Source organism: Shewanella oncorhynchi (assembly GCF_030848765.1).
Lineage (GTDB): Bacteria > Pseudomonadota > Gammaproteobacteria > Enterobacterales > Shewanellaceae > Shewanella > Shewanella oncorhynchi.
In genome coordinates, this window is record NZ_CP132914.1 from 2,003,093 (window position 1) to 2,017,735 (window position 14,643).

At 44.8% G+C, this 14,643-nt stretch carries 14 protein-coding genes; 12 read left to right on the forward strand and 2 right to left on the reverse strand.

The genetic code is table 11. The features are described from left to right. The first annotated feature begins 106 nt into the window (after positions 1–106). On the forward strand, positions 107–2,767 hold the full coding sequence (locus RA178_RS09010) for a TonB-dependent receptor (RefSeq protein WP_306685179.1): 2,661 nt from the start codon (positions 107–109) through the stop codon (positions 2,765–2,767). An 89-nt stretch (positions 2,768–2,856) separates the two neighbouring features. Here RA178_RS09010 and RA178_RS09015 read toward each other — a convergent pair whose 3' ends face one another. Together RA178_RS09015 and RA178_RS09020 are read right to left on the reverse strand one after the other, a co-directional pair. Continuing rightward, a complete protein-coding gene (locus RA178_RS09015) occupies positions 2,857–3,216 on the reverse strand; it encodes a TraR/DksA C4-type zinc finger protein (RefSeq protein WP_105252207.1) in 360 nt (119 codons plus the stop codon). Between the two features lie 187 nt (positions 3,217–3,403). Continuing rightward, positions 3,404–4,354: a tRNA-dihydrouridine synthase gene (locus RA178_RS09020; protein ID WP_105253104.1), complete on the reverse strand. Its 951-nt coding sequence runs from the start codon at positions 4,352–4,354 to the stop codon at positions 3,404–3,406. 267 nt (positions 4,355–4,621) lie between these two features. On the opposite strand from RA178_RS09020, the gene RA178_RS09025 reads away from it, so the two are divergent. From RA178_RS09025 to RA178_RS09075, 11 genes are all read left to right on the forward strand, one after another. Beyond that, positions 4,622–5,050 (forward strand): HvfA family oxazolone/thioamide-modified RiPP metallophore, encoded by a 429-nt coding sequence (locus tag RA178_RS09025; protein WP_028759624.1) that lies wholly within the window; start codon positions 4,622–4,624, stop codon positions 5,048–5,050. A 116-nt stretch (positions 5,051–5,166) separates the two neighbouring features. After that, positions 5,167–6,036, forward strand: coding sequence for an HvfB family MNIO-type RiPP peptide maturase (locus RA178_RS09030; protein ID WP_306685180.1), 870 nt, complete (start codon positions 5,167–5,169; stop codon positions 6,034–6,036). Continuing rightward, on the forward strand, positions 6,036–6,782 hold the full coding sequence (locus RA178_RS09035) for an HvfC family RiPP maturation protein (protein ID WP_306685181.1): 747 nt from the start codon (positions 6,036–6,038) through the stop codon (positions 6,780–6,782). Before RA178_RS09030 ends, RA178_RS09035 begins: the two co-directional genes overlap by 1 nt. 150 nt (positions 6,783–6,932) lie before the next feature. Continuing rightward, positions 6,933–7,055, forward strand: coding sequence for a hypothetical protein (locus tag RA178_RS09040; RefSeq protein WP_006082086.1), 123 nt, complete (start codon positions 6,933–6,935; stop codon positions 7,053–7,055). 81 nt (positions 7,056–7,136) lie between these two features. After that, positions 7,137–7,505, forward strand: a complete 369-nt coding sequence (locus RA178_RS09045) for a YbaN family protein (protein WP_131525002.1) — start codon at positions 7,137–7,139, stop codon at positions 7,503–7,505. A gap of 268 nt (positions 7,506–7,773) precedes the next feature. Beyond that, positions 7,774–8,325: an adenine phosphoribosyltransferase gene (apt, locus tag RA178_RS09050; protein ID WP_105252212.1), complete on the forward strand. Its 552-nt coding sequence runs from the start codon at positions 7,774–7,776 to the stop codon at positions 8,323–8,325. 37 nt (positions 8,326–8,362) lie between these two features. After that, positions 8,363–11,656, forward strand: a complete 3,294-nt coding sequence (dnaX, locus tag RA178_RS09055; RefSeq protein WP_306685182.1) for a DNA polymerase III subunit gamma/tau — start codon at positions 8,363–8,365, stop codon at positions 11,654–11,656. A 223-nt stretch (positions 11,657–11,879) separates the two neighbouring features. Further along, on the forward strand, positions 11,880–12,209 hold the full coding sequence (locus RA178_RS09060) for a YbaB/EbfC family nucleoid-associated protein (protein WP_028759630.1): 330 nt from the start codon (positions 11,880–11,882) through the stop codon (positions 12,207–12,209). A 12-nt stretch (positions 12,210–12,221) separates the two neighbouring features. Then, the gene (recR, locus tag RA178_RS09065; RefSeq protein ID WP_259520178.1) at positions 12,222–12,821 is read left to right on the forward strand and encodes a recombination mediator RecR; all 600 of its coding nucleotides are present in this window, start codon (positions 12,222–12,224) and stop codon (positions 12,819–12,821) included. Between the two features lie 460 nt (positions 12,822–13,281). Further along, a complete protein-coding gene (locus RA178_RS09070) occupies positions 13,282–13,773 on the forward strand; it encodes a GNAT family N-acetyltransferase (RefSeq protein ID WP_006082080.1) in 492 nt (163 codons plus the stop codon). Positions 13,774–14,009: 236 nt separating this feature from the next. Further along, complete coding sequence (locus RA178_RS09075; RefSeq protein WP_212601335.1) at positions 14,010–14,423, forward strand: hypothetical protein; 414 nt, start codon at positions 14,010–14,012, stop codon at positions 14,421–14,423. Positions 14,424–14,643 lie beyond the last annotated feature (220 nt).

Below are 14,643 nucleotides of genomic sequence, written 5' to 3' on the forward strand. Positions count from 1 at the left end.
TGACTTAGATGTTGCGCATTAACATTATCCCTACAGCGAAATAGAGTTCGCTTGCCAAATATAAAAATAACAAACATAGGGTTTTATTTACCTCAAGGAGAGATTAATGCGCTATTTAAGTTTAACGGCCAAAGCCGTTCGTACTAGTTTAATTACAGTGGCGACAAGCAGTGTGGTTTTTTCTGGAATAGGCTTTTCTGCAGCGGTAAGTGCAGCAGAAGAAAATGCGAAAGTTGAACGCATTGAAGTGACGGGTTCTCGTATTAAACAAGTTGATATGGAAACTGTTTCACCCGTGACTGTCATTAATGCTGCGGATATTGCCATGACGGGTGAAAAAACCGTTGCTGACGTATTGAATAACTCCGCGATAAACAGCTTTGGTTCTTGGCGTGGTATTTCAGGCTATGGCTCTGGTGCAAGCTCAACCAGTGATGTCAATTTACGCGGTTTAGGATCGTCTGCGACATTAGTGTTATTAGATGGACGCCGTATGCCTGGCACGAGTTCAAGCTCTGGCTCTGTGGCCGATACATCTTCTATCCCTATGGCTATCGTGGAGCGCATTGAAATCCTGCGCGATGGCGCCTCGGCAGTATATGGTTCCGATGCGGTTGCGGGCGTGATAAATATTATCACTAAGAAGGAGTTTGAAGGGTTTCAGCTTGATTACAGCACTGAGCAGCCAAGCGTAGAAGGGGGCGATGCTAACCGTTTATCACTTGCAACTGGCTTTAATACTGATAAAGGCAATATCACGCTAACCTATGAATATTATGATACTAAAGCGGTAATGGATCGTGATATTTGGCGAATGGACGATTCAAGTTATAATGCATATAGTGGATATAGCTCAGTACCAAACGGTAAATATGGACCAGGCAATGGTAGCTGGTATAGTAATTCAGATATATGTGAAAAAACGGAAAATACCATAGACTCAGGTGATGGTCGTTGTTTATATAATCATGGCAATGTCACTAAGTTATTTGGCGATCAAACCCGTAATTCGCTGTTATCTAATTTCTCCTATGAGATTTCAGAGAATATAAAATTCCGAGGCCGTGCTTCTGCTTCATTAGCAGAAACTGAAACCCGTTATGCGGGTACGCCAGTATCAACGAATACCCCTGTGATGAGTGCCGATAATAAGTTTAATCCAGTTGGCGAAGAATTAGTGATTTCTATGCGAGGCGCGCAACTTGGCGAGCGAGATACATTAACTGAAACCAACAACTTTGATATTCTAGGTGGCTTTGTTGGTACAATAGATTCAGGGAATGGTATCGACTGGGAATTAAATGCCCAGCACGCAACATCGACGACAAATAGTTTTAACTATAATTTACTCAATGACGATATTATTCAGCAAGAAATTGATTCAGAGCAATATGATATTTTCAATACCTCTGGCATGAGTTATGAGCAGTGGGATCAACAGATGACAGATCTGTATCGTAAAGCTGCGCATACTGGAGTTTATCAGGGAAAATTTGAAAGTACTCAATTGGATGGTCTTGCTTCGACCTTACTGCTCGATGACGGTGATCTTTCAGTCGCTATGGTGGGCGGTCTTGAATATGAAATGATCAAGTTTAAGCAAACCAGTGATCCAGAATCGGCCGCGGGTATTATCTCCGGCGGTTCGGGTGGTGATGATGTGGATGCCACACGTGACCGTAGCGCCGCTTATTTGGAACTCCAAGTAGGCTTACCTGCCAATGTTGAGTTTTCTGCCGCAGTACGTTATGAGCGCTATGAGCAGGAAGGAACTCTCACAGGGCCTCAGGGGGAAGTTGTTAATTCATCGACCTTCGATGCCGTAGTGCCTAAGTTTGGTTTAAGCTGGCGTCCTATAGACACGTTATTACTGCGTGCTAGCTATGGTGACTCATTCCGTGCGCCGAATATGAGCGAAATGTTCTCGTCTCAATCCTTGAGTTTTGAGAAGGGTGTTGATTCTTTATGGTGTAATGAACCTGGTAACGTGGATGCCATATATTGCGCGACTAATAATCAACATAAAACCTGGTATGGAGGGAATCCTGATCTAGAGGCTGAAGAGGGTAACTCGTTAACCTTTGGCGGCGTTTGGAATGTCACTGACGCATGGAACCTGGAGTTATCTTATTACTCAATCACCTATGACAACAAAATTGAGTCAATTGATGTGGATGATATCCTGCGTGATGAAATCAAGAATGGTTCTTCTCCCTATGTGACGCGCGGTCCTGATGGCAAGATTGAATATATTGAAGCCGGAGTTCGTAACTTAGCTACAGTTGAGACCTCAGGTATCGATTTTGTTACGGCTTATAACTTAGAAACAGGCTTTGGGGATTTCAATTTCAAACTGGATTTAACTCATGTGCTTGATTTTAAAAAGCAGGATAACGCTGAAGCAGACATGATCGACTACGCAGGGTCGACTGACTCGCCCGATTGGCGTGGTAACTTTGCGACCAGTTGGAAATACGATGATTTCTCTGCCGCATGGACAGTTGTTTATATCGGTAGTCAATCAGCAAGTTATTTCAACGAGTTAGAAGAAACCGACCGTTATGTTGATTACGATAATTACTTTAAACATAACATTCAGTTTGGTTATACCCATGCTTATAACGGCTCTATCACAGTAGGGGTGAATAATGTGTTTGATGCTGAAACACCAAACTATTACACCTACGCCGATTATCGCGATGTGAATGTGGGTTTATATGATGTGTTAGGTAGAACGTATTACCTGAGAATAAACCAGAAGTTTTAGGTTGTCCGCCCTCCCTGGATAACTCAAACCTCCGCTTGCGGAGGTTTTTTTACTTATAAGGCAGTTTACTGGATGTCGAATGAGCGCTATCAATGTGTGAGGCGCAGTTCGTGGCGGTGTTCATGCTGATAATGCTCGGCGCAGGAGGTGCAGCGTTGTTCGGTGGGATCTTGGCTTAAGCGTTCGGTTTCAATTTCTGCCTCACAATCTGAGCAAAGACCGTAGAGACCTAAGTCGAGCTGGCAAAAGGCGGCATCAAGTTTATTTAACCGGCAAAATAGTGGGTGTTCAGCCAGTGGTGTCTGAGCCAATTTATCAATTAATTCTGCCAGACTCAGGCTAGCGTAATGCTCCCCTATGGCTTCGAGGAACAGAGGGAGCGCGCCTATTTCTTTCCTTAGATTAGCTTCAAGCTCTGACAATTCATGTCTGATATGGGTGGTGCTCACGTAAAATCGCCTATTTCATTTGACTCTAGGCGTCCAGTCTAATAGTTCCACTATCAACGACTATGATAAAGATCAAGTATCTGCCACATTTTCGGTTTTTTAGCCGTTAAAAATCGAAAAAGTACTTCATTCTTATCGCATTATATGTGCTGCGGCAAAAGCCCTTTTATCACACATATCGTCGCGATTATTCGTCGCATAAGTTCCGTTGCGCCGTTTCTAATACGCGGACTATTTCTTCCGTTGTTTTAAAGACTCGCAGTTCCCTAAACAAGGTATCGGCTTCGGGATATTGACGGTTGAGATAGGTGAACCACTGTTTGATCCGGGCTGGGTAATAGTCACTCTTACGGCCATTGAGTTCCCTTTGGGTATAACTGAGCATGAGCCCTAAGGTTTGCGCCCAAGTATAAGGAGTGGCTCCTGTCTTGATAGTATCAGCCAAGTTCGGCAATGAAATTGCCCCGCGGCCGATCATGATACTGTCGCAGCCCGTGACCTCGATACAACGCTTAGCATCGTCACTGTTCCAAATTTCACCGTTGGCGATCACTGGGATCGGCAAACGTTTGCGCACTTCGGTGATGTATTCCCAGTAGGCTGGCGGTCTGTAACCGTCGACTTTACTGCGCGCATGGATGGCAAGTTCAGTTGCACCGGCTTCATACACAGCAATGGCGTTTTCCATAAACAGTGACTTATCTTCATAGCCCAAACGTATTTTGGCCGTTACGGCATGCTCTTTTGGTACTGCTTGACGCATGGCTTTGACAATATCGTGCACACTCTCAGGATATTGCAATAATACGGCGCCACCTTTACTGCGGTTAACAATTTTTGCTGGACAGCCAAAGTTTGCATCAACACCGTGTGAGCCTAGCTCAATGGCACGCAGGGCATTTTCGCCCATACATTGGGGTTCTTGACCAAGCAATTGTACTCGTACTGGCGTACCTGAAGGGGTGTTGCCGTTATTGAGTAGTTCAGGACACAGTTTGAGAAAGACCTTTTCAGGTAGCAGTTGGTCTACCACTCGCACAAATTCGGTGACGAGCAAATCGTAGGGATTGATGGTCGATAGGATGTCACGCATCAAAGCGTCTACTACGCCTTCCATTGGAGCCAAAATCACACGCACTGTAGTAAACCCATATCTGTTGCAAAGGGCGAGCATTCTACCTGATCAGCCCTAAGTTACAAAGTGGCCTGATGAAGGAGGATGAATAGGTGCGCCAATAACTAAAATCCAAGCTAAACTGATTGTCCTAGCAGGATATTTTTACCATTTCTGTGACTTAGTGATATTTTTTGCAATAGAATCGAAATAAGGCAGGTCTTTTGTTGTAAGCCAGCTACTTAAACTGTTGTTGGTCATTATTACTCAATAAACAAGAAGGGATTATTTATGAATTCAGTTAAAAAAACAGCAGTTGCAGTAGCGTTAGGTTCAGTTGTGATGAGTTCAGCTTTTGCTGTCAATGCACAAACTAACCCATTTGGTTTTGAAGCTATGGATGCGGGCTATCAAATTGTCGGTTCAGAAGGCAAATGTGGTGAAGCCAAATGCGGCGCAGACATGAAGAAAGCCGCCGCTGAAAAAGCCAAAGAAGGTAAGTGTGGTGAGGCTAAATGCGGTGCTGAGATGAAAAAAGCGGCTGCAGATAAAGCTCATGAGGGGAAATGTGGCGAAGCGAAATGCGGTGCTGACATGAAGAAAGCCGCTGATAAGGCCCATGAAGGTAAGTGTGGTGAAGCGAAATGTGGCGCTGATATGAAGAAAACCGCTGAAAAAGTGGATGCTAAAGTCGAAGCCGTTAAAAAAGAAGTGAAGTAAAGCGGGTTTGTTTTATCCCTGCAGTTATTGGGATAATTGAGCCTAAAGAGGCCAGCCAGCGCTGGTCTCTTGTGTTTTATTCTTAAGCGATTACAGGTTAGCGTTCGTGAGGTTCTATGAATGATCAAAAAAATACGGCACAGGTAGGGCTGGGCTTACGGCGAGAAATGCTCAGTGAGTTTTGTGAATCGGTGCCAGAAGCGATTAATTTTTTTGAAGTGGCACCAGAAAACTGGATGACCTTAGGTGGTAAATTTGGCCGCCAATTTCGTGAGTTGACTGAGCAACATACTTTCTACTGCCACGGTTTGAGTTTATCCATTGGTAGCCCTGAACCTTTAGATCTCGCGTTTGTAAAAAATATCAAAACCTTTATGGATTTACATCAAATCCAAGTCTATTCCGAACATTTAAGTTATTGCTCAGGGCAAGGTCACTTATATGATTTAATGCCTATCCCTTTTACCGACGCTGCAGTGAAGCATGTGGCGGCGCGGGTCAAGCAAGTAGAAGATATTCTAGAGCGGCCGCTTATTTTAGAAAATGTGTCTTTTTATGCCGCTCCAGGTGCGCAAATGACAGAACTTGAATTCGTTAATGCCGTGCTGCAAGAAGCCGATTGTAAACTGTTACTGGATGTGAACAACATCTATGTTAACTCGATAAACCATCAATACGATGCCGATGCCTTTTTACAGGCCATGCCGACGGAGCGCATCGCTTATCTGCATATTGCTGGGCACTACAAACAAGCTGAAGATCTGCTCATTGATACCCATGGCGCAGCCATTAACGATCCCGTCTGGACATTATTACAGCGCTGTTATGCCTTGCATGGGGTAAAATCGACGTTGCTTGAGCGTGACTTTAATTTGCCGACAACCGCTGAATTGTTGCTCGAGATAAATCAAATTCACTGTTATCAAATGGCGGCGTCCAGCTCCCATGCCCAAAATAGCGCTCATGCCGTAAAGAGGAGCGCCTAATGGATTTTAAGCAAGTGCAGCAATCCTTTATCGATTATATCCGCGATCCCTCTTCGCCATTGCCCGCGGATACTGATTTCCGGCGTATGCAGGTTTACCGCGAGTTATTTTTTAATAATGTGCTGGGATTTGTGTCGAACGGCTTTCCCGTGCTTAAAAGTTTGTATTCTGAGGAGGATTGGCTGACATTGGTGCAGCGTTTTTTCAGTCAACATGATTGCCAATCGCCCATTTTTATCGATATAGCGGGTGAGTTTTTAGATTTTTTACAGCAGGAATATCAGCCCACGGCAAATGATCCTGTTTTTATGCTCGAATTAGCGCACTATGAATGGCTAGAGTTGGCCGTTGCGGTCGCACAGGCGAGTGAGGATGAATCTCAACTCAGCTCAGCGCAAATGTCGACGCAGGCTTTATGTTTGTCGCAGACGGCGAGGGTAGCGCAGTATCACTTTGAGGTGCAGCACATTCGTCAGGATTATCGGCCGCAGCAACGACTTGATACGCCAGTGTTTTTTTGTCTCTATCAAGATGCCGATTGTGAAGTGTGCTTCTTACAGTTAAATCCCTTAAGCGCACAGGTGCTGGCATTTCTTCAAGCTCAAGGCCAAGCGGGTTTTAAAGAGATAGTTGATTGGTTAACAATCACTTACCCTCAAATGGCGCCAGAGATTATTGAGCAAGGTTGTATGCAGTTACTCGAGCAATTAGCGGCCAAAGGGATAGTGCGCGGACGTCAGTCTTAAGGTTGGGATTATTGCCGAAATAAATGCAATAACCCTACATTTAGAGGGTTTTTATTAATTTGACAAACCGCTACAATGTCGGCCTTTTTGTGATCTCAATCACTGTACGATTCTTGCGCACTTATACTTGCACATACTAGAGGAGCTGTAATGAGTAGTCAGCCGTTCAAAGACCCATTTAATTTTTTGTATTTTATTGGTTTTATTTTAGTTTTACTGTTGCCGACTCTGCCAGCAAGTCTGTCTTGGTTAAAGCATTTAGGTTTAATTTAAGCGAGCGTTAATCTCTAGCGCGTAGCCTATTGGCCACTCTTCGAGTGGCTTTTGTTTTTCCGATAAAGGGCATTTAAACCTATGGTATTAAAGCGCGGATTATTTTTACTGTTAGGCTTAACCGCTTTAGTCTTAGGTTTAGTCGGTATCGTGCTACCGATATTGCCGACCGTGCCTTTTATCTTGCTTGCTGCCTTCTGCTTTGCCCGCTCGAGTGAACGTTTACACCATTGGTTGATGACACATCCCTGGTTTGCCGACGCCTTAACCCAGTGGCAAGAGCAGCGAGCAATGCGTAAGGGATTGAAACGCAAAGCCATGATAGTTAGCGCACTCAGTTTTAGTGTCAGCATTATTGTGGTCCCTATCCTTTGGGTAAAAGGTCTGCTGTTTGTCATGGCGTTGGTCTTACTTGGGTATCTTAAAGGTATACCTGAAATAGAGGGATGATTGAGTGATTGAATGGGCTCAGGCGCTGTGACTGAAAGTTTAGTCGTGTTCTTGTTGAGGATATTTAACAGAGTGCCGACAGGGTTTGATCTAAGGCACAAATTGATAACCTTTCCATCACTTGTGCATTGTGATTGTTGCAACTAAAACTAAAGCGGCATAAGCTTTGTCCGACTTTCGACAATGCGTCCACCCAGTGTGGACGTTTTGTTTTATACCGCCACCGCTAGGTTGGTGAATTGATTAAGTAACTTATTAAGCAAATATGATGGCTATGAATACAGAAACCTTATCCTTGATAAAGCAAAGCATTAAAACGATTCCTAATTATCCTAAGGAAGGGATTTTATTTCGAGATGTCACCAGTTTGCTTGAGAATGCAGCAGCCTATAAAGCGACCATCGACTTGTTAGTTGAACATTATCGTGGTCAAGGCTTTACCAAAATTGTGGGTACTGAAGCCCGTGGTTTCTTATTTGGTGCACCGTTGGCTTTAGAATTGGGTATCGGTTTTGTACCTGTGCGTAAACCCGGCAAATTGCCGCGTGCAACCATCAGCCAAAGCTATGAACTGGAATACGGTCACGATAGCCTAGAAATTCATACTGATGCGATTAGCGCAAATGACAAAGTGCTCGTTGTTGACGATTTACTCGCCACTGGCGGTACTATCGAAGCAACCGTTAAACTCATTCGCCAACTCGGCGGTGAAGTTAAACATGCGGCCTTTGTGATCTCATTACCTGATTTAGGCGGTGAAGCCCGTTTAACCGCATTAGGGCTTGAGTTGGTTAAACTTTGTGAGTTTGAAGGCGAATAAATCTGCAGCTAAAGGCGCCTTGGGATAGTTTGATGGCATGTCAAATCATGGCATGTTATCTTTCAAAGTTCTCGGGGCGCATGCTCCCGCTTTTGTATCACATACTCTGGGGAGTTCCATGTCATATCAGGTGTTAGCCAGAAAATGGCGCCCTGCCACATTTGATCAAATGGTTGGCCAAAGCCATGTTTTGCATGCCTTGACCAATGCGTTAAGCCAGCAGCGCTTACACCATGCTTACCTGTTTACGGGAACGCGCGGTGTCGGTAAAACCAGCTTGGCGCGACTCTTTGCCAAAGGCTTAAATTGCGAACAAGGCGTGACAGCCACTCCCTGTGGTGTTTGCGGCAGTTGTGTGGAAATCGCCCAAGGCCGTTTTGTCGATTTGATTGAAGTCGATGCCGCATCTCGCACTAAGGTCGATGATACCCGTGAGCTGTTAGACAATGTGCAGTATCGTCCAACCCGTGGCCGCTTTAAGGTTTATCTCATCGACGAAGTGCATATGCTGTCGCGCAGCAGTTTTAACGCACTGCTAAAAACCTTAGAAGAACCCCCCGAGCACGTTAAATTTCTTCTGGCGACCACCGATCCGCAGAAACTGCCAGTGACTGTGTTATCTCGTTGTTTGCAGTTCAATTTAAAAAGCCTGACCCAAGCTGAAATTGGCACTCAGCTCAATCATATCTTGACCCAAGAGCAGTTTCCCTTTGATGTAGAAGCCCTAAAATTGCTGGCTAAAGCTGCCAATGGCAGTATGCGTGATGCCTTGAGTTTGACAGATCAAGCCATCGCCTTTGGTGGCGGTAATGTGATGCTTGGCCAAGTGCAAACCATGCTTGGCAGTATTGATGAGCAGCATGTAGTTGCCTTGCTTAATGCCTTAACCGATGCCGATATTGGTGTGTTAATGCATACCTGTGCCCAAGTGCTTGCGTACGGCGCAGATGCCCAAGAAGTGCTACGCAGTTTACTTGAGTTGTTACATCAAATTACCTTGACCCAATTTGCCCCCGCGTGCGCGCAGCAATCCTTGTATAGCGCACAGATTCGCGCCTTTGCCGAACAGCTTAAGCCGGAACAGGTGCAGCTTTATTATCAGATTTTATTAACAGGCCGCAAAGACTTACCCCATGCACCGGATCCTAAATCGGGTCTTGAGATGGCGCTATTACGCGCTGTGGCGTTTGTGCCGGAAAAGCCAGTAAAGCGCTGGCAGCCTGATGCGGTCGCTGAGATCAGTTTATCCGAAGGGCAAACGCCAGTTGCGACAGCGCAAGCTCATGATGTAAAAGAACAACAGTTTGCTGAGCCACATACTGCGGAACAACTGCCTGCTGAAAAAAAAACAGCATTAATTGAGCCTGCCGATACCACAGAGCAGGCACTTGATGCTGAGCTCCAAGCGGATGCGGCATTAATTGCCGAACAGGCGGTGATTCTAAGTCAGGCGCAGAGTCAGGGATTTAACGCTGGCAGCTTAAACGTTGAGATAGTGAATGCTGAGGTCGAGCCACAAACTCAAACAGTATCAACCGTTCAAGCGTCTCTTATACACACTTCAGAATCCGTTACTGGTATCGAGGCATCGGTTGTTAGTATTGATACTCATAATATTCAAGGAATTGAATTAGTCACAACAGCTTCCGAGCTGAGTCTAGTGAATACGGCAGAGCCTGAAACTGCTGTCAATTCAACAGCTGTTGAGTGTGGTGACAGTGTAGATAAAGCTCTTTCTGATAAAGACCCTGCTGCAGAGAACATCTTCGATAACAACACTTTTGAGCTAGGGCATGATGCCAATAGTCTTGATGGAAATGAAGCTGAGCATTCATATCCAGCGATAGGGGATTATGCCCTAGAGTCAGCTCCGCTTGATTCCTATCAAGACGTTTATGCTGATTTCTCCTCTGGCGCTTATAATGATGATAACTTTAACCATGGCTTTGATTCGCAAGAGGCTATAAATTCTGTTGATGTTCAAAGTTCTGTAGGTGTTTCAAACGCTGCAGGCATGCAAGCTTCTGCTGATCGTCAGTTAGCACCTGTGGCTCAAGTCTTCACTCAATCACAGACCTCAGTATCAGATTCAATACAAGAGCAAGCGCTACAACAAGCCGCTTCTGTATCCTTAGCCGATGATGATATTCTCTCGGCGGTGTTGGCGGCTCGGGATTCACTGCTATCGGATCTTGACGCCTTAAGTGCTAAGGACGGTGATGAAAAAAAGTCGTCATTGGACTCAAAACTTAAGACGCCAAACACTAAATCACATGGTGTAACCTTACCTAAATCGGTTACTAAAATTGAAGCGAGTCAGCCAAGTGTGGCATTTTCTGTTGATCCAGCATCTGATTTAGACCCTGATTTAGCGATAGATTTTGATGATGACTTCGACTTAGATCTTGAGCCTATCGATCTGCACCAAGCAGTATCTTCAGTCGTCATTTCAACTGGAATTGTCTCTGAGAAGCCTGTCAAACCGTCAACTGCAGATGATCGTCCGCCTTGGGAGGCAGCGCCTGAATCTGAATCTATCGAAGTGACGCAAGTCGATAGCAATAAGACTGACAGTGTTCAGCCTGTGAGCGCGCAAGCTACTGATATAAATAATGTTCAAACCAGTCATGCTCAAGAGCTTTTAGGCGAGAGTTACACACCTAATCATGCACAAGATGACACTCTATCCCTGAGTGACGGGCAGGTCGCAGCATCAAGTTTGAAGTCGGAAATACTTCAAAATCAGGCTGTACGTCAAGAAGAAATACCCGCCTCAGAGTTTGCTTTGGCTAGCACAACAGCACTGACAAATGCGTCAAATACAGTGGAACACACGCAGGAGACACAAGTCGCGCTCAGTTCGACTCAACCTATTAGCGGTCATCCATTAGATTTACATTGGTACAAGTTGATGGCGAGCTTAGAGATCGGCGGGCGAGTGCGGCAACTGGCGGTTAATTCTGTCTGCCAAACCTTGAGCGATCCTTTGCCGTTGCTGCTTAAACCAAACCAGAAGCATTTAGCGGCCGATGTTGCCATAGTGCAGCTTGAGCAAGCCTTAACTACCGCGCTCGGGAACCCAAGACGGGTACAAGTGGTCATAGGAATCGATGAACAGCGGGAAACGCCCTTAGAGTTACGTAAGCGTTTCCACCAAGAGTTGCTGCAACAAGCGCATCAATCATTGATTCATGATGACAATGTGCAATGGTTGATCCAACGTATGGGCGCCGAACTCGATGCCGATAGTCTAGTATATCCGCCAGAGTTGTTGAATTTACGCAGTCAGCAAATACAAGCGTTACCTGAGTTAACTGAGGCTGCGAGTTAGCCATTATTGGCGAGTCTTTGGGTAAAATTTTCATCGTTAATTTGTAACGCTGTGGTTTAAATTTAGGCTTCGAGTGCATATCTATAGTGATGCTGCTGAGAAACTCTGCATCGAGATCATAAGTTTATTAACAAGATAACGGCATTGATTGCCAATCCCATTTATTTAAGTAAGATTAGCCGCGTTAATGCTTGCGACTAACCCTAATAGAAGAGAAATGACTATGTTTGGAAAAGGCGGTATGGGCAATTTGATGAAACAGGCCCAGATGATGCAAGAAAAAATGGCCAAAATGCAGGAAGAAATCGCCCGTATGGAAATGGTGGGTGAATCTGGTGCAGGTTTGGTGAAAGTCACCATGACTGGCGCGCACACAGTGCGTAAAGTCGAAATCGACCCAAGCCTGATGGAAGACGACAAAGAAATGCTGGAAGATTTGATTGCTGCGGCTTGTAATGACGCAGCCCGTCGAATCGAAGAAAACCAAAAAACTAAAATGGCTGAAGTTACTGGTGGCATGCAATTACCACCAGGCATGAAAATGCCATTTTAATTGAGATAGCCGATGAAATTTAGTCCATTGTTAGATGAGTTAATTCAGTCCCTGCGTTGTTTACCTGGGGTTGGGCCTAAATCGGCGCAACGTATGGCGTTTCAGTTACTTGAACGCGACCGAAAAGCAGGGCTTAAGTTAGCCAGTGCGCTGTCCAGTGCGATGAGTGACGTCGGTCATTGTCAGTCTTGCCGAACCTACACTGAAGAAACCCTCTGTCCGATTTGTGCTAGCCATAAACGCGGTACGTCTTCCACCATTTGTGTGGTGGAAACGCCCGCCGATGTATTAGCCATTGAGGCGGGTGGACATTTCACCGGTCGCTACTTTGTTCTATTAGGCCATTTATCGCCACTCGATGGTGTTGGGCCGGAAGAGCTAGGTTTAGCGTTACTTGAGCGCCACTTGGCCTCGGGTGATGTTGTTGAGTTGATTCTGGCGACCAATCCGACGGTAGAAGGCGAGGCAACAGCGCATTTTATTGCTGATATGGCCAGACGCCATAAGGTGATGATCAGTCGCATCGCCCACGGTGTACCCGTTGGTGGAGAGCTTGAATACGTCGATAGTACGACGTTAGCTTTGTCATTCAATGGCCGTTTACCGCTTTAACAGAACACAGTGACTCAGTTTAGTTAGTGTAATGCTATTGATTATATTAGCTTTATTTAAATGCTGAACTGTTCGACTCGACTCAATTGTCACGATATCTCATAAACCCGCCAAGAACCTATCTTGAGCGGGTTTTTATTTGCCCAGTGTTTCAACATCGGTGTCGAGGCAGGGTTGTGGTTATAAGGCTGTGGAAATAGCGCTATGATTCAATTCTCATCTCAATTGATATCTATCCATATAAAAACTAGGTTTATCAATAGTTTTTTAAATTTCATACTTGTCTTATACAAGCTTCATACGTAAAGTCGGTTTGATAAGAAGCGGGCAGAGTTGCGATTCGCCACAGTGTTCGCGCCTTTGTGCCTAAGCTAATTCGTTGATTTAGATCTGTGTGCTTAGCTCTGTGTACGTTGAACCGGACAGGTATTTTTTATTAGAAAACCATGGAGGGGACTCATTGGAAAAGATTACGATTAGGCATGCAGAGAAGCGTGACGCCGCAGCCATTCAAGCCGTATATGCCTGCCCAAATGCCTATACGGGTACCTTACAACTCCCTTGGCCATCGACTGATAAATGGGAGTCACGCCTTGCGGCAACATCGAATCATATTAGTCGCTATGTCGCAGAGATTGAAGGTGAAATTGTTGGCGAGTTGGGTTTTGAGGTGTACGAGCAACCCCGTCGTAGGCATGTTGCCTCCTTTGGAATGGGGGTAAAAGACAGCTACCAAGGCCGCGGTGTTGGTAGCGCTTTGATTAACGCTATGCTTGAGCTTACCGATAAATGGATGAATATAAAACGAATTGAATTAACGGTTTATACCGATAATCATGCCGCCATTGGTCTGTATAAAAAGTTTGGCTTTGTAATTGAAGGTGAGTCGAAGGATTTTGCTTTTAGAAATGGTGAGTTTGTCAGTGTGTATCATATGGCGCGGATAAAGTAGCATGCTGGTCTTGGCGCTATTTTAACGGTTGCTTAAGGCATTTACTTTAAGAATAGACTCTAAGCGCTCATTCCAAGTCCTAACTTTCTATAGGATCTGACGCTAAGTGCTCAATCTAAGAACTTACTTCAAGCGCTCACTTCACGAACCGAGGTCTGGGATAGCATTAAGCGCCTATTTTTAGAGCTCGCTTTAGGTGCAAAGTGCATGTATATCTCAACTTTTAAGGATAAAAAATGGGACTCATTTTATTGCCACTACTGATACTTTGGTTGGGTGTCGGTATTTATGCCATTCGTATCGGCTATCAAGTCTTGGCTGGGACATCTCAATTAAGCTATACACTCAGCGTTTGTGCGATCGCTATGTTGGCATTGCTGCTTTATCTCTATTTCGGTTTCGCTCAATTTAAGGAAAATAAAGCGTTGTGGGCGTTCGAAATTCCGATGTTTTTTGCCGCGAACAAGCTCGCTTTTGGCGTCATGATCCTTGGTCTTTTACTGCACTGGTTCGGTCAAGGTGTTCTCACTTCTGCTTATTTGAAACCTCTACCTTTCATCATGATTTTCGCCGTTTCCTTTGGTGCTATGGCAGGAGTCATATTGTCCGACACTTTTATGGCGAAATTTGACATCCAAAAAATGCATTGATGTCAGTTGATCAGTTTAAATCTTATTTTGGACGCTGTTGTTGAAGATGATTTGAACTGATGGCTTTCATCGGTTGTTTATAGGTCGTTGAATCTGATGAGCGCTACCATAGTGATCTGGTTAGGATTTTACAGAGGGTTATTACGAATTTTAGATACAAAAAAACCAGCTTGTGCTGGTTATTTTTCTCTTTCATAAAGAGAATTGGTTGCGGGAGCTG